Annotated in this window: 19 protein-coding genes and 1 tRNA gene; 11 read left to right on the top strand and 9 right to left on the bottom strand. The window is 67.0% G+C overall.

All coding sequences use genetic code 11. The annotated features are described in order from the left end of the window. Positions 1 to 4: 4 nt before the first annotated feature. Positions 5 to 433, bottom strand: coding sequence for a hypothetical protein (locus tag FGK63_RS16235; protein WP_246044059.1), 429 nt, complete (start codon positions 431 to 433; stop codon positions 5 to 7). Positions 434 to 1,225: 792 nt separating this feature from the next. Between FGK63_RS16235 and FGK63_RS16240 the strand changes: the two genes are divergently transcribed. From FGK63_RS16240 to FGK63_RS16250, 3 genes are all read left to right on the top strand, one after another. Further along, positions 1,226 to 1,310 (top strand) — tRNA-Leu (locus FGK63_RS16240). 344 nt (positions 1,311 to 1,654) lie between these two features. Beyond that, positions 1,655 to 2,974 carry an NfeD family protein gene (locus FGK63_RS16245; RefSeq protein WP_218961149.1) on the top strand — a complete coding sequence of 440 codons (1,320 nt, stop codon included), beginning with the start codon at positions 1,655 to 1,657 and terminating at the stop codon, positions 2,972 to 2,974. Positions 2,975 to 2,976: 2 nt separating this feature from the next. Beyond that, entirely contained in the window at positions 2,977 to 3,741 is a 765-nt protein-coding gene (locus tag FGK63_RS16250; RefSeq protein ID WP_138844175.1) for a slipin family protein, read from the top strand. A gap of 25 nt (positions 3,742 to 3,766) precedes the next feature. Here FGK63_RS16250 and FGK63_RS16255 read toward each other — a convergent pair whose 3' ends face one another. Next, positions 3,767 to 4,672 (bottom strand): LysR family transcriptional regulator, encoded by a 906-nt coding sequence (locus tag FGK63_RS16255; RefSeq protein ID WP_171052676.1) that lies wholly within the window; start codon positions 4,670 to 4,672, stop codon positions 3,767 to 3,769. A 117-nt stretch (positions 4,673 to 4,789) separates the two neighbouring features. Between FGK63_RS16255 and FGK63_RS20815 the strand changes: the two genes are divergently transcribed. The 4 genes from FGK63_RS20815 to FGK63_RS16275 all read left to right on the top strand — a co-directional run bounded on the left by FGK63_RS20815 (position 4,790) and on the right by FGK63_RS16275 (position 7,821). Further along, positions 4,790 to 5,449, top strand: a complete 660-nt coding sequence (locus tag FGK63_RS20815; protein WP_171052677.1) for a hemerythrin domain-containing protein — start codon at positions 4,790 to 4,792, stop codon at positions 5,447 to 5,449. Positions 5,450 to 5,798: 349 nt separating this feature from the next. Next, positions 5,799 to 6,101, top strand: a complete 303-nt coding sequence (locus tag FGK63_RS16265) for a hypothetical protein (RefSeq protein WP_138844180.1) — start codon at positions 5,799 to 5,801, stop codon at positions 6,099 to 6,101. Positions 6,102 to 6,205: 104 nt separating this feature from the next. Continuing rightward, positions 6,206 to 6,475: a spike base protein, RCAP_Rcc01079 family gene (locus tag FGK63_RS16270; protein ID WP_138844182.1), complete on the top strand. Its 270-nt coding sequence runs from the start codon at positions 6,206 to 6,208 to the stop codon at positions 6,473 to 6,475. After that, positions 6,475 to 7,821 (top strand): hypothetical protein, encoded by a 1,347-nt coding sequence (locus FGK63_RS16275; RefSeq protein WP_138844184.1) that lies wholly within the window; start codon positions 6,475 to 6,477, stop codon positions 7,819 to 7,821. The genes FGK63_RS16270 and FGK63_RS16275 overlap by 1 nt, the downstream gene beginning before the upstream one ends. Here FGK63_RS16275 and FGK63_RS16280 read toward each other — a convergent pair. From FGK63_RS16280 to FGK63_RS16300, 5 genes are read right to left on the bottom strand one after another with little or no spacing between them, the layout of a single operon-like run. Beyond that, positions 7,761 to 8,879 carry a GumK N-terminal domain-containing glycosyltransferase gene (locus tag FGK63_RS16280; RefSeq protein WP_138844186.1) on the bottom strand — a complete coding sequence of 373 codons (1,119 nt, stop codon included), beginning with the start codon at positions 8,877 to 8,879 and terminating at the stop codon, positions 7,761 to 7,763. The two genes, FGK63_RS16275 and FGK63_RS16280, sit on opposite strands and share 61 nt — an antisense overlap. Next, the gene (locus FGK63_RS16285; RefSeq protein ID WP_171052678.1) at positions 8,876 to 10,066 is read right to left on the bottom strand and encodes an oligosaccharide flippase family protein; all 1,191 of its coding nucleotides are present in this window, start codon (positions 10,064 to 10,066) and stop codon (positions 8,876 to 8,878) included. The genes FGK63_RS16280 and FGK63_RS16285 overlap by 4 nt, the downstream gene beginning before the upstream one ends. After that, complete coding sequence (locus FGK63_RS16290; RefSeq protein WP_138844190.1) at positions 10,063 to 11,067, bottom strand: acyltransferase family protein; 1,005 nt, start codon at positions 11,065 to 11,067, stop codon at positions 10,063 to 10,065. Before FGK63_RS16290 ends, FGK63_RS16285 begins: the two co-directional genes overlap by 4 nt. Further along, positions 11,060 to 12,340 carry a hypothetical protein gene (locus FGK63_RS16295; protein WP_138844192.1) on the bottom strand — a complete coding sequence of 427 codons (1,281 nt, stop codon included), beginning with the start codon at positions 12,338 to 12,340 and terminating at the stop codon, positions 11,060 to 11,062. The genes FGK63_RS16290 and FGK63_RS16295 overlap by 8 nt, the downstream gene beginning before the upstream one ends. Next, positions 12,337 to 13,053, bottom strand: coding sequence for a sulfotransferase family 2 domain-containing protein (locus FGK63_RS16300; protein ID WP_171052679.1), 717 nt, complete (start codon positions 13,051 to 13,053; stop codon positions 12,337 to 12,339). Before FGK63_RS16300 ends, FGK63_RS16295 begins: the two co-directional genes overlap by 4 nt. Positions 13,054 to 13,176: 123 nt before the next feature. On the opposite strand from FGK63_RS16300, the gene FGK63_RS16305 reads away from it, so the two are divergent. Both FGK63_RS16305 and FGK63_RS16310 read left to right on the top strand, forming a co-directional pair. Then, positions 13,177 to 14,322: a glycosyltransferase gene (locus tag FGK63_RS16305; RefSeq protein WP_138844197.1), complete on the top strand. Its 1,146-nt coding sequence runs from the start codon at positions 13,177 to 13,179 to the stop codon at positions 14,320 to 14,322. Beyond that, positions 14,319 to 15,476: a glycosyltransferase family 4 protein gene (locus FGK63_RS16310; RefSeq protein WP_138844199.1), complete on the top strand. Its 1,158-nt coding sequence runs from the start codon at positions 14,319 to 14,321 to the stop codon at positions 15,474 to 15,476. Before FGK63_RS16305 ends, FGK63_RS16310 begins: the two co-directional genes overlap by 4 nt. Here FGK63_RS16310 and FGK63_RS16315 read toward each other — a convergent pair. Together FGK63_RS16315 and FGK63_RS16320 are read right to left on the bottom strand one after the other, a co-directional pair. Beyond that, the gene (locus FGK63_RS16315; RefSeq protein WP_246044060.1) at positions 15,392 to 16,051 is read right to left on the bottom strand and encodes a sugar transferase; all 660 of its coding nucleotides are present in this window, start codon (positions 16,049 to 16,051) and stop codon (positions 15,392 to 15,394) included. The two genes, FGK63_RS16310 and FGK63_RS16315, sit on opposite strands and share 85 nt — an antisense overlap. A gap of 312 nt (positions 16,052 to 16,363) precedes the next feature. Then, positions 16,364 to 17,095, bottom strand: coding sequence for a metallophosphoesterase family protein (locus FGK63_RS16320; protein ID WP_138844203.1), 732 nt, complete (start codon positions 17,093 to 17,095; stop codon positions 16,364 to 16,366). 150 nt (positions 17,096 to 17,245) lie between these two features. Between FGK63_RS16320 and FGK63_RS16325 the strand changes: the two genes are divergently transcribed. Both FGK63_RS16325 and FGK63_RS16330 read left to right on the top strand, forming a co-directional pair. Continuing rightward, positions 17,246 to 19,345 (top strand): YjbH domain-containing protein, encoded by a 2,100-nt coding sequence (locus FGK63_RS16325; RefSeq protein WP_138844205.1) that lies wholly within the window; start codon positions 17,246 to 17,248, stop codon positions 19,343 to 19,345. Then, positions 19,342 to 19,974: a YjbF family lipoprotein gene (locus FGK63_RS16330; RefSeq protein ID WP_171052680.1), complete on the top strand. Its 633-nt coding sequence runs from the start codon at positions 19,342 to 19,344 to the stop codon at positions 19,972 to 19,974. The genes FGK63_RS16325 and FGK63_RS16330 overlap by 4 nt, the downstream gene beginning before the upstream one ends. The last annotated feature ends 24 nt before the right edge of the window (positions 19,975 to 19,998 follow it).

Below are 19,998 nucleotides of genomic sequence, written 5' to 3' on the forward strand. Positions count from 1 at the left end.
TTATTCAGCCTCCGGTTCCTGTAGCGATTTGGGTGCGATCGACCCGGGCGCCCGCCAATCTTGCCGGCTGGCAGGACGGGGTTTCGATCTTGGCGATCAGATCGAGCACGTCGCACAGGATCGCCGCTTCGGTCTGAGGGTTGAGAGTGTCGTAGGTGCGGGCGTCGGCCAGAACCTCGATCGAGCTGAACCGCTCGCCGTTTTCCAGGCAGGCGACGCGGCGACCGGTAGGGAAACCCTGCGACTTGTCGGTCGGCAGCGGCATCCGCGAATTGGCCAGCAGATAGTGTTCACCGGAATGGGTGCGCAGCGACAGGCCGAAGCCGGTGCTGGGGTATTGCCGGTTGAGGGTCTTCAACTCTCCGATGAAGCTCTCGCGGGCGAGAAGAATCGTTTCGTGCTCTCGTTCGGCGTCTATGAGTTGGTCGTTCACGGCAGGAGCCCCTTGTTTGGGAGTGTGAGTGAAAACTGGCAACTTCGCTGATCCGGCGAGAAAAGACTCATTAACTCCTTGTGATAAGAAGCCCCCCTCAAGGCGGTGTTATTTTGACCCGAATCGGATATTTTGGCGTCTGGAATGCGGCGGAAATGTGATTGGCAGTCTGTTCTTTGAATGCAACCTATGGATGTTGATGGGCGGATCTCCATCCTTGTCTCGCCGCGCGCCGCAAGGGGTCTGACGGGCTGTCGGGAGGAGGTGCGCCTGGCGCCGGGCGCGGGATGGTTGGGATGGTGTGCCTTGGGGTGCTTTGCAGTTTTGTCATTATAAAATAATGTTTTGATGCGGTATCGTCAGCCCCCGCTCCGGTTTCCGGGCGTTTCGCCGGAGTGCCGTCTTGACCGCCTGAAGGCGTGTATTCGTACCGGCGCAGCCGTGCCGATCTGACGGCCGCCTTCGAGGGCTGGCGTCGATGCGCAATCGGCGATCAACGTTCGCGGGAGTAAATATTCGAAATTGATTGCAACAGATTGTTTCCATATCCGACCTAATTGAAATATTGGCCGCGCGCCGGGAAAATGGAAATTCCCGGGCAATTCGATCTTCCATAGTCGCAAAGCCGTCATATTCAGGTCGGGGCGGATTCGGGCGGTTGCCGGCAAGCCCGCCGCACTTAGAACTGGCCGGCAACCGGTTGCAGCATTCCCCGGCCAGCCGAGATTCCCCCTCGCACTCCACGGAAAGCTTTGATATTGAGCGCGCCATGCAGGGCCGTGCCCTCGCAGTGCGGGTGTGGCGGAATTGGTAGACGCACCAGATTTAGGTTCTGGCGCCGCAAGGCGTGGGGGTTCAAGTCCCTTCACCCGCACCAGCGATACATCGGAATATTCTGGCGTCAGGCCGGTTTTCTGGTGACGCGAAATGCCAAACTTCCTTTTTCGTGACCGTGTTCCCGCTCTGCCGGTGTGTGGGGCGGTCAGGTTCTCCCGAGCGGAGTCGCCTCCGTCAAACCAGGCAACGCGGTCCGTGTGATCCGACTAGCGCGGTGCGCCGCGATTTGAGGAACAGGCCTGGCGTGCTAAGTTGTTCATCAGGGAAGAAAACATGCAGATTGCGAAACTGGGGTTGCAACTCCTCTGTCTCGTCAGCTTGTGTTTCTTGTCCGCGGACCGGTTGGACGGCCAGGTTGACAGGACGGAAGGAAGCGGAAAGCGGGTGCTGCTTACGGTACTCGAGGGTCCGATTGGGCCTGCAACCGTGCATCATGTCGAACGCGTGCTGCGGTATTCCAAGGACCAACCCACCGAAGCCGTGGTTCTGAAGCTCAACACGCCGGGCGGTCTGGCGGATGCGATGCGCGAGATCATCTCGGAGATCCTGGTGTCGCCGGTCCCGGTGATCACCTATGTCGCGCCGCCCGGCGCCCATGCCGCCAGCGCGGGAACCTATATCCTTTATGCCAGCCATGTCGCGGCGATGGCGCCGGGAACGAATCTGGGTGCGGCCACTCCGGTCGCGATCGGCGGTTTGCCCGAGGGATTCCCCGGCCAGCCGCCCAAGGACCCCGAAAAAGACGGGGAGGAAGCCGCCGAGGAAACGCCCGCCGATCCGCTGGCGCCGAAGGATGCGATGACCGCCAAGGCGACCAATGACGCGGTGGCGCTGATCCGCAGCCTGGCCGAGATCCACGGCCGCAACGCCGACTGGGCCGAAAGCGCGGTGCGGCAGGCCAAGAGCCTGTCGGCGGTGCAGGCGCTGGAACTGGACGTCATCGACCTGATCGCCGCGGATCTCGATGCCCTGATGCGCGACGTGGACGGGCGCAGCGTGGTGATGGGAGAGACCACCGAGCGGCTTGCCACCAAGGGGCTTCCTGTCGAATTGGTCGAGATGGACGTGGTGACGCGAATCCTCAGTGTGCTCTCGAACCCGAACGTGGCCCTGGTTCTGATGATGATGGGCATTTACGGGCTGATCTTCGAGTTCTGGAACCCGGGTGCGGTGGTGCCCGGCGTTGTCGGCGCGATCTGCCTGACGCTGGGGCTTTATGCCCTGAACCAGTTGCCGCTGAACTATGCCGGGCTGGCGCTGCTGGGGCTAGGGGTCGCCTTCATGGTGGCCGAGGCCTTTTCGCCCAGTTTCGGGGTGCTGGGCGTGGGCGGGATCGTCGCCTTTTCGATCGGCGCGGCGATGCTGGTGGACACCGATGTTCCGGCCTACCGCATCTCGTGGTGGCTGATCGCGACCATGGCGCTGCTCAGCGCCTCGGTGCTGGCGGTGCTGCTGGGCTACACGATCCGCACCTACCGGCGGCAGCCGGTTTCGGGGTCGGCGCGGATGCTCGGGGCCGAGGCCAGGGTGCTCGATTGGTCCGGCGGTGCCGGCTTCGTCTGGGTCGAGGGCGAACGCTGGCAGGCGCAGGGTCCGCCGGGCCTGCAGCCGGGTGGAAACGTGCGGGTCCGGGGGATCGACGGTCTCACGCTGATTGTCGAGGCCGATGTTCGGGATGGTCCGGAGCCAACCGGAGGAGGATGACGATGGATGTCTTCATATTCGACTGGATTGCCTATCTTGTGGTGCTGGCGCTGCTGATCCTGTTCCTGCAGGCGGCGATCTACATCTTCCGGGAATACGAGCGCGGCGTTCTGTTCACGCTGGGGCGGTTCACGCGCGTGTCGGGGCCGGGGTTCGTTCTGATCATCCCGGTGGTGCAACAGCTTGTGCGCACGGATCTGCGGATGTTCGTCGAAGACGTGCCGAGCCAGGACGTGATCAGCCGGGACAACGTCTCGGTCAAGGTCAACGCGGTGATCTATTTCCGCATCGTGGATCCGCAGCGCGCCATCATCAACGTGGCCGATTTCCGCGCCGCGGTCAGCCAGCTGGCGCAGACCACCCTGCGCTCGGTCCTGGGCAAGCACGAGTTGGACGAGATGCTGGCCGAGCGGGACAAGCTGAACGCGGATATTCAGGAAATACTGGACCGGCAGACCGATGCCTGGGGTATCAAGGTGGCGAATGTCGAGATCAAACACGTGGATATCGACGAGAGCATGGTCCGCGCAATCGCCAAGCAGGCCGAGGCCGAACGGCTGCGCCGCGCCCGGGTCATCAACGCGCAGGGCGAGTTCCAGGCGGCGTCCAAGCTGGTCGAGGCGGGCAAGCTGCTGGCGACGCAGCCCAATGCCATGCAACTGCGCTATTTCAATGCGCTCAGCGACATCGCGACGGATGGCACGTCGACGGTGGTTTTCCCGTTGCCCATCGACCTGTTGCCCAAGCCGAAACCGAAGGACGAATGACGCGAGTGGCCGGAACGGTTCCCGGTCACGGCGTCTGCGCCGCCTCGCGGAAACAAGTGACGACAAAACTCTCCAGCACGCGGAGCCGGCGCGGTCTGCGCGTGTGGCGTGGATGGATGAAAGCGATCTCGGCGCCGGGATAAAGCCAGTCGTTCAGGATCGGGACCAGCCGGCCGGACAGGATTTCCGGCGCAACAAGGTAGTTGATCATCTGCAGGATCCCGCCCCCGGAGGCGGCCATTTCCACGGCGGGCTCGCTGGCTTCGAAGGTGGCGCGGCATTGCATCGGCATTCGCGACACCTCTCCGCCCCTTGAGAAACGCCAGTCCAGTGACGCGCCGGTTTCAGAGGACCGGATGCCGATGGTGTGATGCGACGCGAGGTCCTGTGGCGTCGCCGGAGTGCCGTGCCGGGCGAGATAGTCGGGCGCGGCGCAGGTCACGAACGGGCTGCGGCCCATCACGCGGGCCACGAGATCCCGTTCGGGGATTTCGCCGATGAACACGGCCGCATCCAGTGACTCGCCGACGAAATCGGGCAGGCCGTTGCGCGCCAGCAGTTCGATGCTGAGGCCCGGGTATTCGCCGAGCAGCGCGGGCAGCCGCGGGGCGACGATCTGATGCGCGAACCCCACCGGCGTTTGCAGCCGCATGAGGCCGGCGACCTTGCGGCCGGCATCCTTGACCTCTTCCTCGATGTCGTCGATCTCCGACAGGATCACCCGGATCCGTTCGAGGTAGCGGTTTCCTTCGCCGGTCACCTTGACGCTGCGGGTGGTGCGGCGCAGCAGCTGCACGCCCAGATGCGCCTCGAGATCCTTGATCGCGTTGCTCGCGACGCTGCTGGAAATGCCGAGCTCCTGACCGGCCCGGGAGAAGCTGCCGATCTCGGCCACCCGCTGAAACAGCTGCATCGCACGCAATCGGTCCATCGTAATTATCCTGAAATTCGGGATATGGAATTGCATTATTCTGTAATGATCATCAATTTCAAGCGGTCCATCTTGCCTCTGCCGGGAGACACCGGCAGACACTCGATGGAGACACACATGAACAATCCTACCCGGCACGATCCTTACGCGCCTGTCCACAAGGGGATCCGCGCGGCGCACATGCGATGCCTGACGGCGATCGGCGCCATTGACGTCGAAAGCGATCCGGCGGTCGCGGCCCTTGCAGCGGATCTGACGGACCACCTTGCGATGTGCGCAGCGCATCTTGCGCATGAGAACGCGGTGATCCACGCCGCACTGCAAGCGCGACGCCCCGGCGCCGCCGCTGATGCGGAGGAGGACCACGACGACCATCTAGGGAGTTTCCAGGAGTTGCGCCGACTGGTCGAGCGCCTGGTTGCCGCGCCCGCCGGGCGGCGGGGCGAACCGGTTGCGGCGCTTTATCGGCGCTTCGCCAGGTTCGTCGCGGACGACCTGATTCACATGGACCATGAAGAACACGACCTGCTTCGCGACTTGCAGGCGGTGTTCACGGATGCCGAGTTGCAGGAGATGGAAGGGTGCATCGTGGCGTCGATTCCACCGGCCGAGATGGTGCTGTTCATGGATGCCATCCTGGGCGCGTTGCCGCCTGCCGACCGCGATGGGCTGCTGGCCGCGATGCGCGCGGCGATGCCGCAGGACGCCTATTCCGAGCTGATGGCCGGCATCGAGCGGCGCCGGGCGTCGCGGCAGATCCTGCAGAACGGGGCCTGACGGGGACCGGACCTGAGCGGCTGGTTTTTGCGTCAACCGAACATATCCAATTTCAAAGAGAGGATCAGATGCTGATTTTCGATTCAAACTTGATGCGGTCGGTCTCGAGAATCGAGCCGCGCGACCCGGCGCCGCGTCCCGCATTTCGCGATACCGCGGGCGAGCGGAGGGAAGGCATGACGACCCCATGCCCGAAGGGGCCGTGCCCGGCCGGTTCCTGCGCGACGCGATGCCTTGCGCCCGTGCCGGCTGATCGATGACCGGCGTGATTTGACCGGCGGCGGGCGGTGGCGTTAGCCTGACGGGGACAAGATCACGGATTCGCGCATGTCCGGAACAGGAGGTACTGATGCACCCCGATCTTCGTATCCGCCGCTCGGTGATCGTCCGTGCGCGGCTGGCCTATGACGAAGCCGACGCGGCGTTCCGCGCCGAGGTGCAGCGGGCCGCCGAACTGGTGCCCGAGGCGCGCCGCCGGTCCTATTGGAGCATCGGCAATCCCGGCTCGCCGATCCGCCGCCTGTATGAACGGCGAGACCGCGCGCTGCAGCGGCTGACGGTGGCGCTGGTCAAGTTCGACACCGCGCGCGACCGATTGTCGGCGCGTCGCAGGCCCGAGAGGGCGACGCGGATCCTGCTGCTGCCGCGCTGAGGAAATACGGCTGTCCGCGGCCGCAACGCGTGCGTGCGCCCCGTTCCGAATTTGGAAACCCGTCTGTCTGATCCTTCGGTCGAAAATTGACCGGAGAATCGACCATGCCCATCGCTGATGCGTATCGCAGCTTTGCCCCCAACCTGACCGGCCCGGCCGTTGGCGGGTTCGACATCGTGCCGGATGACGGCACCGATCTGCCTGCGCTGCCGCGCGCGTTGATGGTGACGGTCGGCGGCGACGTTGCGGTGCAGTTCCGGGACGGCGCAACCCTGACCCTGCCGGGGCTGACGCCCGGCGTCATCTACCCGCTGCGCCCGGTTCGCGTTCTGGCGACCGGGACGACGGCAACCGGTCTCAAGGGGCTGGTCTGATGCTTGGCCTGTCTCTGGGCCTGAAGCCGGGGGGCGGTGCTGCGGCCTTGGTGCCGATGCCCGCGGGCATCGGCTGGGACCTTGCCCGGTTCCCGCTCGAGATCGTGAAGGCGGGCGGAAAATACCGGGCGCAGGTCGCGCCGCGCGATCTGGTCGATCCCGGTATCTGGACCGGCGCGGCGATCCACGTGGACGGCGTTTCGGGCGACGATGCGCGTTCGGGACTGGGGGCGGCGGATGGCGATTTCACCCAGGCCAAGCGCAGCATCCATGCGGCGTTCGTCGCCGGCAACGCAACCGGCGCAGCTTACCGGGTGATCGTGAAGGCGGGCCAGTACGAGGAGAGCGCCTTCAGCCGCAACGGCAACGAGGAACCCACGCAACCGGTCGCGATCCTTGGCTGGGGCGGTTCGGTGCGCTATCGCACGGGGCCGTTCTCGGTCAGCTGGAGCGATGCGGGGGCCACCCATTCCGCGGGCATAGGTTCGGTGCGGCGGGTGTTTCGCACCGATCAGAGAACGGCGCAGGGGCTTTATGTGGAACTGGCGCAGGCCGCCGATCTGGCCGCCTGTCAGGGGACGGGCAACTGCTGGTTTGCCGATGGCGGTACCCTGCATGTCAACATCGGCCGCGCCCCGGGGAGCGGGGGCATCGCGGTGATCCGCAGTTTTCACGGCGCGCGGTTTCTGACCCATGCCCGTGACCTTTACCTTGAGGACATCCATTGCGAAGGCGGCATCACCGGGGCGCTGCATCTGGACGCGGTGGCGGATCGCAACGTGGTGGGCGTGAATTGCAGTTTCCGCTATTCTGCGCCGTCGAACGTCAACAGCCCGCTCGACGCGGTGCAGATCAGGCGGACCAACGGGCTGGTCGCGTTCTTCGGCTGCGACGGCTCGGGCGGGGCCGATGACGGCTGGTCCTTTCACGAGGACGGGCATGCGGGGATGCATGTGGTGATGCAGGGCTGCATCGGGTTCGGCAACGGCGCCTTTGCCGCCAGCAGCTGCAACGGCCTGACCACGCATGACGGCGTGCGGTTGATCGACCTGAACGGCGCCTATGGCTGGTCGCGCAACGGAACCGAAGTGCATTGCATCCAGACGACCCGGAGCTGGCTTGCCGGCACCCAGGCGACGGCGCGGGACATCGACGGTACCTGCGTGGCGTTCAAATGCTCGAACCAGGCGCGGATGTGGCTGCAGGACACGGTGGCGGATGCGGCGGGCGGCGCCGTGCAGAACTTTGCCATCGAGGCAAACGGCGGCTCGGTCTTCACGCGCGGTCACGTGGCGCTGGGCGGGGATGTCGGACTGAGTTCCGGCGGGACGGTCTCGTCGTTCTGAGCCAGGCTGCGGGCGAGGTCCGACCAGTCCGGCAGGATCTCGGGCTGGCGGATCCAGGTTTCGCAGCGGCCTAGGGCGTCACGTTGGCCGTAACCGATGATCGCGGGCACCGACGGATGGCACAACCGGTCCGGCCCGAGGATCGGCAACCCGAAATGGCGGTAGAGCAGGATCCGGTTCGAGTTCGTGGTCTGGTACTCGATGCCCGGCCGATCGACATAGGGCGCGAGGCCGATATCGGCATGGGCGACATGGGCCAGCGTGGTCTCGAAGCCCTGTTCGCCGTGAAAGATCAGGTTGGGGCGGTGGGGCGGGCTGGCCTTGAGCCGCCCCAGCACGTGGAGCCGCCAGTTGGGCCGCGCCTCGGCAATCCGCGCCAGCGCGGCGAGGTCGATCTGGGTGGTGCCGGCGCAGACCGCCTGGAACTCCGCCCGGTCGGGGAACGGATCGGGCCGGGACTGCGACAGCGCGGCGCGGGGAATGCCCATCGGGTCGAGCGTCACGTTCGGATGGCGGAATCGCTGGGCCAGGTGCGGCGAGGGCGTGCTGATGCGGTCGAAGACCCGGGCGTTTCGCGCTTCGGCCCGGAGCAGGACGCCGGGCGGGTTGAGCAGGCGGATGTCGTCGTTGACCCGGTAGATCAGCCGCGCCCGTGGTGCGAGGCGGCGGGCCAGCGGGGCCAGCATCACCGGCGCGCCGCTTTCGACCAGGACCAGATCGGCCGCGGCCAGCGGCACTTTCAGGCGTGGCGCCCAATAGGCCGGGAACAGGCCGTGCAACGGGTCGAGCAGCGGGTCGAGCGGGCTGCGCACCGGGTGGATCGGCGCATAGCCGAAAACCGTGGTGAGGCTTTTGCCGACATGGCGGGTGCCGGTTTCCGCCGGGGAATCCAGCGCCGCCAACCGCCTGTCCCCGGTCAGACGCGACAGCCAGCTGTAGCCCACGGTGACGAAGGTCACGTGCAAGCCCATCGCCTGCAGAGCGTCCGAGACCCATAGCAGGCTTGGCCGGCGTTTCTGCTGCGGAAAATGGCCGGTAAGCAGGACGGCGCGTTTCATTCCGCTGCAAGCTCTCTCGGGTCGGGTCGCAGCAGGCGGTGGGCGGTTTTCAGATACCAGATCAGAACCAGAGAAGACGCGCCGGGCAGCGCCCAGACGGTTGCGGTCAGCGAATGGCTCAGACCGGGCAAGGCGAGGGTCAGCGTCAGAACCAAGGTAGCGAGGTTGCGGTTGAGCGTCAGGCGGATGTGGCCGGAGGCGCTGAGCGCCTGGTTGAGCGGCATCGCAAGTGCGGCGAGCAGACCGGCAAGGCAAAAGGCCGGCATCAGCGGCGCGGCGGCTTCGGCATGTTCGGATCCAACCGCAACAACGAGGAGGTCCGGCGCGGCGACTGCAACGGCCGGGTAGACGATGCAGGCAATCCCGGCGCTCTGGCGCAAGTTTCGCGCCAGAGCGCCTCGCAGGGCGCGGGGCTGCAGGCCGGTGAAACGCGGAAGCGCCACGTAGCGCAGCGGCGCGATGGCGAGCGCATCGATCAGGCCCAGCACCCGCGAAGCGATCTGGAAAGCCCCCGCGGCAGGCAGACCGAGACAGGCGCCGACCGCGAGTTGCAGAAGCGGCAACGTGGCATTTCCGGCCAGATCCCGCAGCGACAGGCGCAACGCGTCGGGAAGGAGGGCGCGGATTTCGCCCCGCTTGGGACAGGTGCCCAGGCGGATCGGCGCCAGCCAGAGCGACAGCGCCGCCGTCAGGGCGGTATTGGCCAGCGCAAATACCGCAAGGCTCCACGGTCCGGCCCCTTGGGCGAGGGCCAGCAAGGCCACGGCAGCAGCCGCGGTTTGCGCGGCCAGCGTGCGCAGGGCCAGCGCGCGCAGGCGCAGGGTGCGGCGGAGATGTGCCTCGGACGGTTGCGCCAGCCCCTGGATCAACGGGATCGGAGACAGCACGGCCATCATGGTGCCGACGGAGGGCGGCAGCATCAGCCCCGTCACAGCAAGAGCAAGCCCGGCGATCAGTCCAACCGCCGCTGACAGGGCGATGAGCGCGTCCTGCGGCTCGGCCCGCAGGATGGCTATGTCCCCGAGGCCTGCGCGGAGCGTGCCCTGCACCAGGCGCACGGGCGCGAACGCGGTGGCGAAGGCGCCGATTTCGGCCAGCGAGAGATAGCGTGCGGCGACCAGGAAGAGGCCCGCATTCACGCCGAGGCGCGACCATTGCAATACGGCTGACCAGAAGGTTGTGCTCATGCCGGTAGGCCCCGCCGTGCCGGGCGATCGAAGGCGCGCATCAGCGGCGCTTCGACGGCGATGTGGGTGATCAGGGCGACGGCGATCGAGGCGGTACAAGCCAGTGCGACGTAGATCCATGCCGCTCCGGGCGGGAGGGCCGGCAGCAGGATCAGGGTCAGCAGCCGCAGGGCAAAGCGGTGCGAAAGGTATAGCGCATAGCTGGCATCGCCGATCCGCTGCAGCGGCAGACGCCCCGGTGGGCAGAACAGGGTGCCGGCAGCAACGAGCAGCGCGGCGGGCAGACCTGCGGCGACGAAGCGCGGTAGCGGCGTGCTGTCGAGCGCCGCCAGAAGAACGAGGCCGAGTGCGCCGGAAGCGAGCGCGAGCATGACCGAGGGGCGGCGATACCCGCGCTGCCAGAGGCGCGCCAGCGCGATGCCGAAAAGAAATTCCAGGATCAACGGGTTGGTCCAGAATACCAGGGCCGGATTGCCTGGACGCAGCAGCGACAGGGCGCTGAGAGTGACGAGCGCTGCCGCGAGCACCCGGAACGGCCGCGGCAGTGTCAGCGCGAGGGCGGCGAGCGCGTAGAAGAAGACCTCGTAATTCAGGGTCCAGCCCGGCGACAGCACCGGCGCGATGCGGCCATCGTGACGTTCGTAGGGCAGAAACAGATAGGAACTCAGAATCTGGACCGGATCGAGCTCGGTCTCCTTGGCGGCGGAGGGCGCAAGGACCAGCACGGCCACCATCAAAGTCGTGAACAGGTAGTAGAGCGGCGCCACCCGCAGCAGGCGCCGCCACAGAAATGCGCCGGGTCGGTCGGCGTGCCGGGCAGCCGACAGGGTGATTATGAAGCCCGAGATGACGAAGAAGATGTCGACGCCGCGGGTCCAGGGGATGCGGTCCCCTGCAAGATCGACCGTAAAGTAGTGCTCGGCCTCGGCAATGACATGGCCGGTCAGGACCATCAACGCCGCCAGAGCGCGCAGCAGTTGCAGACCGGCCAGCCTAGGCATGGGCGCGCCTTCCTTTCGACTCGTGACAAAGCGGAACCGCGGACTTTCGGGGCGAGGTCGCGCTACGGCGGCTGCGCGCCATCCGGCTGATCACGGCGATCACCAGCAGCGAAAACAGGCAGTTCTGGTGCGTCACGTAGAGCCCATGCGACGAGATCAGCAGCGCCACGCCGATCTGGGCATAGAGCGCCGCCCAGGGCAGACCTGCTTGCGCCCGGTGAAACACGAGCCGCAGGACGAAGCCCGCAATCAGCAGGACAAGCACGCCGCCCAACAGGCCGAAATCCACGTAAGGCGCGGCCAGCAGGGAGAATTCTCCGCCGCCGCGCAGGGCCTGCGCGGCCTGAACCCGGCTGGCCAGCATCGGTGCAAAGACGCCATCCGAAAAGGTCAGCACCATCAGCCCGTGCAGCGAATGTGCGCCAAGCGTTAGCGGCACCTCGGCCCCGAGCGGCGCGAAGGAATTCCACAGGTCGTTGACGAAGTAGAAGGCCAGCTTCTGCGCCGCGATCTCGAAGGCCGGCCGGTCGAAATGCGGGTTGGTGAGGCTTTCGCGCAGCGTCCAGACCGACAGGAACACGATCGTTCCCAACGCCAGCCAGCGAAGCCCGACGATGCGCCGGCGGATCAGGCAGGTGACGAGGTAGGCCGAGAGCACGAATTGCAGCAAGAGCAGCCGCTGGCTCATCACGACCGGCAGCAGGAACAGGGCGACGCTGTTCAGCAGCAGAACCATGGTGCAGCGCCGGCGGGCGCGGCGGGGCAGCGCGTGGCCGCCGGCGGCGAGGATGGCGGCGGCAAGGCAGCCGGTGGCGGGCAGCGCGGCATAGAACAGGCGCATGCCGGTAAAGAGCTTGTTGTCCAGCAGCAGATCGCGCGCGCCGAGGGTGTCCTGCGCGGCCAGAACCACGAGATTCGCCAGCCCTCCGAAACGCGCCGCGGTCAGCGCCACCCAGGCCAGCGTGGTGCCAAGGAACAGCGTGTTGGCGCGGGCGGTCAGACGGGCGGCGCGGGACAGGTCCAGCGAAGGCCTGACGGGGCGTGCGGGCGGCAGGGCGACGCGGGCGGCAAGATCCCCGGTCAGCAGCGCCGCCAGCGCGGTGATCAGCCAGAGCCCGCCCAGCCAGGAAAAGGCGTCGGGGGTCAGGCCCTCGCGCCAAAGGAAAACCGGCACCAGGTCGAAGGTTTCGGGCAGCGCGAGCGCAAGCCCGGCGACGGCGAAGGTCAACCCCCAGCAAATCGCGAGCAGGGAAGGCGGCGACAGCCAGCTCATGCCGCGGCGCGGTCCAGCCCGAGCGCGGCGCGGTAGATGGCGATGTCCGGCGCGCAAAGCTGCGTGATCCGCGGGCGCAGAGCGTCGGGTATCACCGTCGGGCTCGGCGCGCGGTTGCGCCTGAGCCGGGGCAGCGGGCCGGCGATTCGGCGCAGCCCTCGGGCAAAGGCGGCGGGGTCCGACAGGTCGCCCACCAGGGTGAAGCGAGCGAGCGAGGCGATGGCGGTTTCGATGGCGCGGGGCAGGTCGCAGCACCGGTTCTGAGAGCGGCCGCTGAAGTAGAAAAGGTATTGCGAGGCCAGGCGTGGTGCGTCCGGCGTGTCGAGAAAGCCCTCCAGCGTCGGCGCCCGGGCCGGATCAGGGTGATGCCGCTGCAGGTAGCGGTAGTGCGAGACGAAACGCTCCACCGGGTCTCGCAGCAGGGTTACGTGCGCATGGTCGCACGCGGCGGTGGCGTGCAGGCCGGGGTTGTAGCGCACATGGGCCGCGATGCAGCGAGTGCCGCGCGCCACCAGCCGGGCCAGCTCTGCGTCGCGCTGGGCGTAATCGGCCTCGATCCGGTCCTCGCCGGTCAGCGCGCCAAAGGTCCGGGGCAGATCGGGGCGCGGTCCGGGCCGGATCGTGGCCTGGCTGGTCAGATACCGCAGCCGCAGCGCCGCGCCAAAGCTCGACCCGCCGCATTTCGGCACATGGATGTAGATGATGCCCTGCATCTTGCGTTCCGTCCGCAAGGGCCGGCGAATTCTCCAGCCCGTTTCCGATTTGTTAAGGATCGCCGCTCAAGGTTAACGGGGCCTTAACCGACAAGGCCGGAGTGCGATGACCGGAGGGCAATCATGCACATCCTGCACCTGGTGACCCGGCTGCTGCGGGCGGGATCCGAGGAAAACACCGTGGCGACCTGCCGCTGGCAGGCGCGGGCCGGGCATCGCGTGACCCTGCTGCACGGCGCCGATTTCGACCGCGGGTGGTACGACGATCCGTCGCCGGGGCTGAAGCTTGTTCGGCTGCCGTCGCTGGTGCATCCGCTGGACCCGCTTTCGGACTGGCGGGCGCTGACGGCGCTGCGGCGGCTCTACCGCGACCTGCGCCCGGACGTGATCCACACGCATCAGAGCAAGGCCGGTATTCTCGGGCGCTGGGCGGCGGAGGGTGCCCCGTGGGCGCTGGTCGTGCATGGGATCCACATCGTGCCGTTCCACGGGGTCGATGCGGCGCGGCGGGCGCTTTACCTGGCGGCGGAGCGGCGGGCCGCGCCGCGGACGGATCTGTTCATGGCGGTCTCGAAGGCGGTCGGATCCGCCTATGTCGATGCCGGAATCGCGCGTCCCGATCAGGTTCACTGCGTGCGTTCGGGCATGGATCTGGACCGGTTCCGGAACGCCGCCTGGCCCGCGGACTGGCGCGCCTTGCTCGGCCTGCGGCCGGGCGAGGCCAAGCCGCCGGTTGCAGTGATGCTGGCGGCGTTCGAGCCGCGCAAGCGCCATCTGCAGTTCCTGCGCAGCTTCGCGCGGGTGGCGCGGGGCGACATGCGGTTGCTGCTGGCCGGGCACGGGCCGCTGCTGGAACCCGTGCGCGCCGAGGTGCGGGCGCTTGGCCTGCACGGACGGGTCATCCTGTGCGGCCACCGCCCGGACCCCGAGGCGCTGCTGGCGCTGGCGGATCTGTCGGTGCTGGCCTCGGAGCGCGAGGGGCTGCCGCGGGTCGTGGTGCAGTCGCTGGCGGTGGGGCGGCCGGTGGCGGTGAACGATCTGCCGGGGATCGACGAGCTTGTCCGCGACGGCGTCAACGGCGCGGTTCTGCCCCCTGGTGATCTGGACGGCTTGGCCGCGCGGACGGCTGCCTTGCTGACGGACCGGCCGGCGCTTGACCGGCTGCGGCAAGGCGCCCGAGGGACGGATATCAGCGACTGGACGCTGGAGACGCTGGGACGGCGGACGACCGAGCTTTATGATCTGCCTTCCGCGCGGCGGGCCGCATGACGATCTACGTCAACGCCCGCTTTCTGGCCCAGCCTCTGTCGGGGGTTCAGCGCTATGCGCGCGAACTGCTGACGGCGCTGGATCGCGGCCTGGCCGCCGATTCCGGTCTTCGGCGCAAGTTGGGGCCGGTGGTGGCGCTGCATCCGCTTGGGCCGGTTGCCGATCCCGGCTGGCAGGTGATCGAGCGACGGGCGTTGCGCGGCGGCCAGGGTCATTTCTGGGAACAGGTCGCGCTGGCGCGTGCGGCGCGGGGCGGCGTGCTGCTGAGCCTCGGCAACAGCGGGCCGTTGCTGCATCCGCGGCAGATCATCTGTTTCCACGACGTCAACGTCTGGGCGCTGCCCGAGGCGTTTTCGGGCCGTTACCGGGCGTGGCACCGGGCCTTGCGGCCGCTATTGGCGCGGCGGGCCGCGGCGTTGATCACGGTGAGCCGGTTTTCGGCCGGTGAACTGGCGGCGCGGCTGGGCGTCGGGGCCGAGCGCTTTGCGGTGATTGCCAACAGCGCGGGCCATATCCGGTCGGTGAAGCCGGATGCGACGGTGCTGCGGCGGCATGGGTTGGCTGCAGGGGAATACCTGCTGACTGTGGGCAACCGCAGCCCGAACAAGAACCTTGCCCGGCTGGTCGACGCGCATCGGTTGGCCGGTGCGGCCGTGCCGCCGCTTGTGGTCGTTGGCGGCGCGGTTCCCGGCTTGGCGCAGGATACCGGCGGCGCCGGCGCGAGGCTGCTGGGGCGCGTCACGGACGGCGAATTGCGTGCGCTCTACGAGGGGGCGGCGGGGTTCGTGTTCCCGTCGCTCTACGAAGGGTTCGGCATTCCGCCGCTGGAGGCGATGGAACTGGGCGTGCCGGTTCTGGCGGCGCGCGGCTCGGCCCTGCCCGAAGTGTTGGGCGAGGCGCCGGCCTGGTTCGATCCGCGTGACGTGGCCGACATGGCGCGGGCGCTGCGCGGTTTCGCCGGTTCAACCGCGGCAGAACGCGCGGCGATGGTTGACGCCGGACGGGCGCGGGCGGCGTCGTTCACGTGGGAGGCGAGCGCGGAACGCTTGGCCGCCCTGCTGGCGCGGGTTCAGCAGCCCGAAGGCCGGACCAGCGCCAGCGCCGTGCGCCCGATCAGGCCGAGATCGGTGGCAAGGCTCATTTCGCGCCGGTAGGCCCGGTCCAGGCGGACGCGGGTGCGGTAGCAGCCGTCGCGCCGCCCGCGCACCTGCCACAGCCCGGTGACGCCGGGCAATTGGTCAAGATAGGTCGAGGGCATCGGGGCATAGTATCCAAGTTCATCCTCGGTGACCGGTCGCGGGCCGACCAGCGACATCTCTCCACGCAGGACGTTGAGGATCTGCGGCAGTTCGTCCAGCGAGGTGCGCCGCAGGATGCGGCCCAGCGGGGTCACGCGCGGATCGTGCCGAAGCTTGCGGTTGCGCGCCCATTCCTCGGCCGCCAGCGGGTGGGTGCGCAGGTGTTCACGCAGAAGGCGGTCGGCGTCCGGATGCATGGTGCGGATCTTGTGGCAACGGAAGCTGCGGCCGTGGCGCCCGACGCGGACATGCGAATAGAAGCCGGGACCGCCCTGCGCCTTGGCCGCCGCCCAGGTCAGGGCAATGACCGGCGCCAGCAGGGGCAGCAGCAGCAGCGCCAGCCCCAGGTCGAGCAGTCGCTTGCCGGACCGGGCATAGAAGCCGGGCCGGATCGGCTTGGCGCGGGTTTCGATCAGGTCGAAATGCGTCATGGGGGCGAACTCCGTCGTGTTTCCCACCCACGCCATCGTTCACCCGCCATTAACCAAGGACGTGGTTAACGGGCTGTTAATGGGGGCGATGTTGAAGGGGCTCGGGCCGGGCGAGACAGCGGTGTGTCACGAAGGACGGGGGACGGGCTTCAAGTGCCGTTTTTCAGCGCAACATCCGTTTTTTTGGGGGAATTTAGAGAGAAGCGACTGCAAAGGTGACGGGATGCACATCGGCAACAGCCTCCGGATCCGGCGATATAGTTTCAAATCTGGAAACAATAATGGCTTATTGTTCTTGCCTGCGAGGCATCCTTACCGGATGTCCAGGAACTCCACCCCGCCTTCGCGGATTGCGGCGACGGAAAGTCGCCCGGTCGCGTAGGCGCCGGTGTCGACCGAAATGATGCCCCGTTCCGCCACGGGCTCGTCGACGATGGTGTGGCCGTGCGCGATCCAGAGGCCGTCCCGGCGCGGCACCCTGCCGAAGTCCTTGTGCCCCCAGATGAGGTTGCCGGAATCCTGACTGTCGGGGTCCAGCCGCGGGTCGGCGCCGGCATGAACGACGGCCACGTTGCCGCTGCGATAGGTCAGCGGCAGGGTACGCAGCCAGAATATCTGTTCGGGGCCCATCGCGCGCGTCAGCGCATCGCGCACGGCCTCGAGTTCCGGACCCTTGCTGGTCTCGGTCACGCCGGCGACTCCGTAGCTGGCCAGCGTCTGCAGCCCGCCATAGCGCAGCCAGCGGGGACCGTGGGTGATCGGATCCCCGAGGAACGACAGCAGCATTTCTTCGTGGTTGCCCTTCAGAAAATGGGCGTTGGGCCGGTCGATGAGGGCGCGCAGGACCCCGGCGCTGTCCTCGCCGCGGTCGATGTAGTCGCCCACGAAGACGACGGGATGGTCGGCTTCCAGCCGTTTCAGGGCGCGGTCCAGCAGGTCGGCCCTGCCGTGGATGTCGCCGATCAGGTAGAAAGGATGCTCGGGGGCCACCGGCGGAAAGGCCGGAGATCTGCCGGAAAGTCTGGCGAGCCAGGATTTCAGCATTTTGAGGCTCCGTTCCCCGTTTGTCGGGGTTGTGACATGTCCAACCCGGTTGTACAAGCGCCGGCGCGCGCAACTCCACGACATGTGCGGCGGCGCGGCCGGTTCTTCAGGACCGAAAAAAAACAACAAACTTTTTGGGTAGGCAGGTTCATGCGTCTTGCGCTGTGCACGGTTCTGGGGATCGGCTGCGTCCTGTTGGCCGAAGGCTCGGCCAAGGCGCAGAACCTTTCCACCTACGGCACCCCCGGCCTCGTCGACATGCCGACCGCCGAGATGCTGCCGGACGGCGATCTGGCAATGACGGGCGCGGTGTTCCGCGACACGGCCCGGGGAACGGTGACGTTCCAGATGCTGCCCTGGGTCTACGGCTCGTTCCGCTATTCCTATCTCAGGGGGTTCGACGGTGGCGGAACGGGCAGCCGGTATGACCGCAGCTTCGACATTCATTTCCGCCTTCGGGAAGAGACCAGGCACGGCCCCGCCATCGGCGTCGGGCTGCGCGATTTCGGCGGTACAGGTGTCTACAGCGGCGAATATGTCGTTCTGACCAAGACCTTCGCCGAACGCTGGAAACTGACCGGCGGCATGGGATGGGGGAGGCTGGGCGAGCGCAACAGTTTCAGGAACCCGCTGTCATACATTGATTCCCGGTTCGAGACGCGCCCACCGAACGATTTCGGCACCGGCGGCAAGTTTTCGACGGATCAGTGGTTCCGTGGACCGGCGGCGCTGTTCGGCGGCGTGGAATACAAGGTCAACGACCAGTTGTCGCTGCTGGCCGAGTATTCCTCGGACACCTATTCCACGGAAACCGCCCGCATGGGGTTCGACGCCGATTTTCCCGTGAATCTGGGCCTGACCTACCGGTTCGAGAACGGCGCCAACATCAACGCCTACTACATGTACGGCTCGACCCTCGGCCTGCAGTTCAGCTATGTGCTCGACCCGCGCAAGCCTGCCGTTCCCGGCGGACTCGACAAGGCGCCGCCGATGCTGCAACCGGTGGACCGGGTGGCGCTGGCCAGCTGGAACCTGCCTGGACGGGATGCCCGCGATCCGACCCTGCGGGAGGTGCTGCGGGCGCGGCTGGAGCAGCAGGGCCTGCGCATGGTGGGCTATGACATCGAAGGCGGCCGCGCCACGGTCGAAATCGAGAACGGCCGTTACAACGCCGCCGCCCAGGCCGTCGGCCGAACGGCGCGGATCATGGCGAACACGCTGCCGCCCGAAGTCGAGGCATTCGGGATCACGCTGCTGCGCAACGGCCTGCCGATCACGTCGGTCGAGACCCATCGCGATGCGCTCTACGAACTGGAGAACGACCTTGACGGCAGCTGGCGCACGCTGGCGCGGTCCGAGATCCGCGACGCGGACGAGCGTCCGGTCGGCATCATCGAGGACGCCTATCCCTACACCACCTACCGGTTCGGGCCCTATGCGCGGCTGTCCTTCTTCGACCCGGATGATCCGGTGCGCTACGAGATCGGCGCGGCCTTCGTGGGCGACTTGATCCTGCGTCCCGGGGTCCTGCTGTCGGGCCTCACACGACTGCCGTTCGTCAGCACCCTCGACGACACCACGCGGGTGTCGGATTCGGTGCTGCCGCACGTTCGGTCGGACTGGGCGCTGTATGCCCAGCAGTCGGATCTGCAGGTCAACTACCTGACCGCCAACTATCTGTGGAGGCCGGGTCCGGACCTGTTCGCGCGATTCACCGCCGGCTATCTGGAAGAGATGTATGGTGGGCTTTCGGCCGAACTGCTGTGGTATCCGGGGGACGAACGCCTCGCGCTTGGCGCCGAGGTCAACTATGCCAGACAGCGTGATTTCGACATGCTGTTCGGATTTCAGGACTACGACATCGTGACGGGCCATGCCTCGATGTACTACGACTTCGACGGCGATTATCACCTGCGGGTCGATGCGGGCCGCTACCTGGCCGGGGATTGGGGAGCGACGTTCACCATCGACCGCGAGTTCAACAACGGCTTCAAGGTCGGTGCATTCGCGACCTTCACGAATGTCTCTTCGGAGGAATTCGGCGAGGGCTCCTTCGACAAGGGCATCCGGTTCGAGATCCCGGTGGCCTGGCTGACCGGCCGCTCGACGCTGCCGAAGATCCGGCAGACGATCCGTCCGGTTTTGCGCGACGGCGGCGCCCGCCTGCAGGTCGAGAACAGGCTTTACGACTACGTGCGCGACGAACGCGCAGGCCGGCTGGTCGGACAATGGGGACGATTCTACAGATGAGACGGATTGCCGTTGCCGCCGCCCTGCTGACCCTGCTGGCCGCCTGTACCAAGACCAACTACGAATTCGACGTGGTGCGGAGCACGTTGCAGCCCGGAAAGGCGCCGCCCGACCCGCGGGTGCAGGCGTTGATCGCGGCGAACGCGCCGCGGTTGCAGATCGCGTTCCTGGAGAGCGGTCTCGCCGGAGCGATGGTGCTGGAGGGCGAGCGCGAGGGGGTGCGGACATGGCTGTCGGTCGATGGCGCGTCGCTGCTGACCCGCCAGGGCCTGATCGTCGGCGAGCGCGGTTTCGGCGGCGGCATGATGGCCTCGGACGTGTCGCAGCCGCTGGAGGCGCTGTTCGACGGGCGCGAGGGCCAGGTGTTGCGTTTCCACAGCTTCCTGAACGGCGACGACCGTATCGTGACGCGCAGCTACAAGTGCCACATCGAAGACCGCGGCACGCAGGAGATCCCGGTCCGGGGCCAGCCCGTCGCCACCCGCCTGATGCGCGAGACCTGCCGCAGCGCCGACCAGGAATTCCTGAACGTCTACTGGTTCAGCCAGGCTGACGGGCAACTGGTCCAGTCGCGCCAGTGGCTGGGCGATTTCCTGGGGGTCGTGACGCTTCGCGAAATCGCCGGGTAAGGCGTCTGGCCTTGAGCCGGTCCC

The sequence above is a fragment of the Ruegeria sediminis genome (assembly GCF_005938215.1).
Taxonomy (GTDB): Bacteria; Pseudomonadota; Alphaproteobacteria; order Rhodobacterales; family Rhodobacteraceae; genus Ruegeria; species Ruegeria sediminis.

What these genes read in the sequence shown, in the direction of transcription:
- FGK63_RS16250 (WP_138844175.1), top strand. Translation starts at nt 2,977, where the DNA reads ATGGATGTCTTCATATTCGACTGGATTGCCTATCTTGTGGTGCTGGCG.
- FGK63_RS16255 (WP_171052676.1), bottom strand. Translation starts at nt 4,672, where the DNA reads ATGGACCGATTGCGTGCGATGCAGCTGTTTCAGCGGGTGGCCGAGATC.
- FGK63_RS20815 (WP_171052677.1), top strand. Translation starts at nt 4,790, where the DNA reads ATGAACAATCCTACCCGGCACGATCCTTACGCGCCTGTCCACAAGGGG.
- FGK63_RS16265 (WP_138844180.1), top strand. Translation starts at nt 5,799, where the DNA reads ATGCACCCCGATCTTCGTATCCGCCGCTCGGTGATCGTCCGTGCGCGG.
- FGK63_RS16270 (WP_138844182.1), top strand. Translation starts at nt 6,206, where the DNA reads ATGCCCATCGCTGATGCGTATCGCAGCTTTGCCCCCAACCTGACCGGC.
- FGK63_RS16275 (WP_138844184.1), top strand. Translation starts at nt 6,475, where the DNA reads ATGCTTGGCCTGTCTCTGGGCCTGAAGCCGGGGGGCGGTGCTGCGGCC.
- FGK63_RS16280 (WP_138844186.1), bottom strand. Translation starts at nt 8,879, where the DNA reads ATGAAACGCGCCGTCCTGCTTACCGGCCATTTTCCGCAGCAGAAACGC.
- FGK63_RS16285 (WP_171052678.1), bottom strand. Translation starts at nt 10,066, where the DNA reads ATGAGCACAACCTTCTGGTCAGCCGTATTGCAATGGTCGCGCCTCGGC.
- FGK63_RS16290 (WP_138844190.1), bottom strand. Translation starts at nt 11,067, where the DNA reads ATGCCTAGGCTGGCCGGTCTGCAACTGCTGCGCGCTCTGGCGGCGTTG.
- FGK63_RS16295 (WP_138844192.1), bottom strand. Translation starts at nt 12,340, where the DNA reads ATGAGCTGGCTGTCGCCGCCTTCCCTGCTCGCGATTTGCTGGGGGTTG.
- FGK63_RS16300 (WP_171052679.1), bottom strand. Translation starts at nt 13,053, where the DNA reads ATGCAGGGCATCATCTACATCCATGTGCCGAAATGCGGCGGGTCGAGC.
- FGK63_RS16305 (WP_138844197.1), top strand. Translation starts at nt 13,177, where the DNA reads ATGCACATCCTGCACCTGGTGACCCGGCTGCTGCGGGCGGGATCCGAG.
- FGK63_RS16310 (WP_138844199.1), top strand. Translation starts at nt 14,319, where the DNA reads ATGACGATCTACGTCAACGCCCGCTTTCTGGCCCAGCCTCTGTCGGGG.
- FGK63_RS16315 (WP_246044060.1), bottom strand. Translation starts at nt 16,051, where the DNA reads ATGACGCATTTCGACCTGATCGAAACCCGCGCCAAGCCGATCCGGCCC.
- FGK63_RS16320 (WP_138844203.1), bottom strand. Translation starts at nt 17,095, where the DNA reads ATGCTGAAATCCTGGCTCGCCAGACTTTCCGGCAGATCTCCGGCCTTT.
- FGK63_RS16325 (WP_138844205.1), top strand. Translation starts at nt 17,246, where the DNA reads ATGCGTCTTGCGCTGTGCACGGTTCTGGGGATCGGCTGCGTCCTGTTG.
- FGK63_RS16330 (WP_171052680.1), top strand. Translation starts at nt 19,342, where the DNA reads ATGAGACGGATTGCCGTTGCCGCCGCCCTGCTGACCCTGCTGGCCGCC.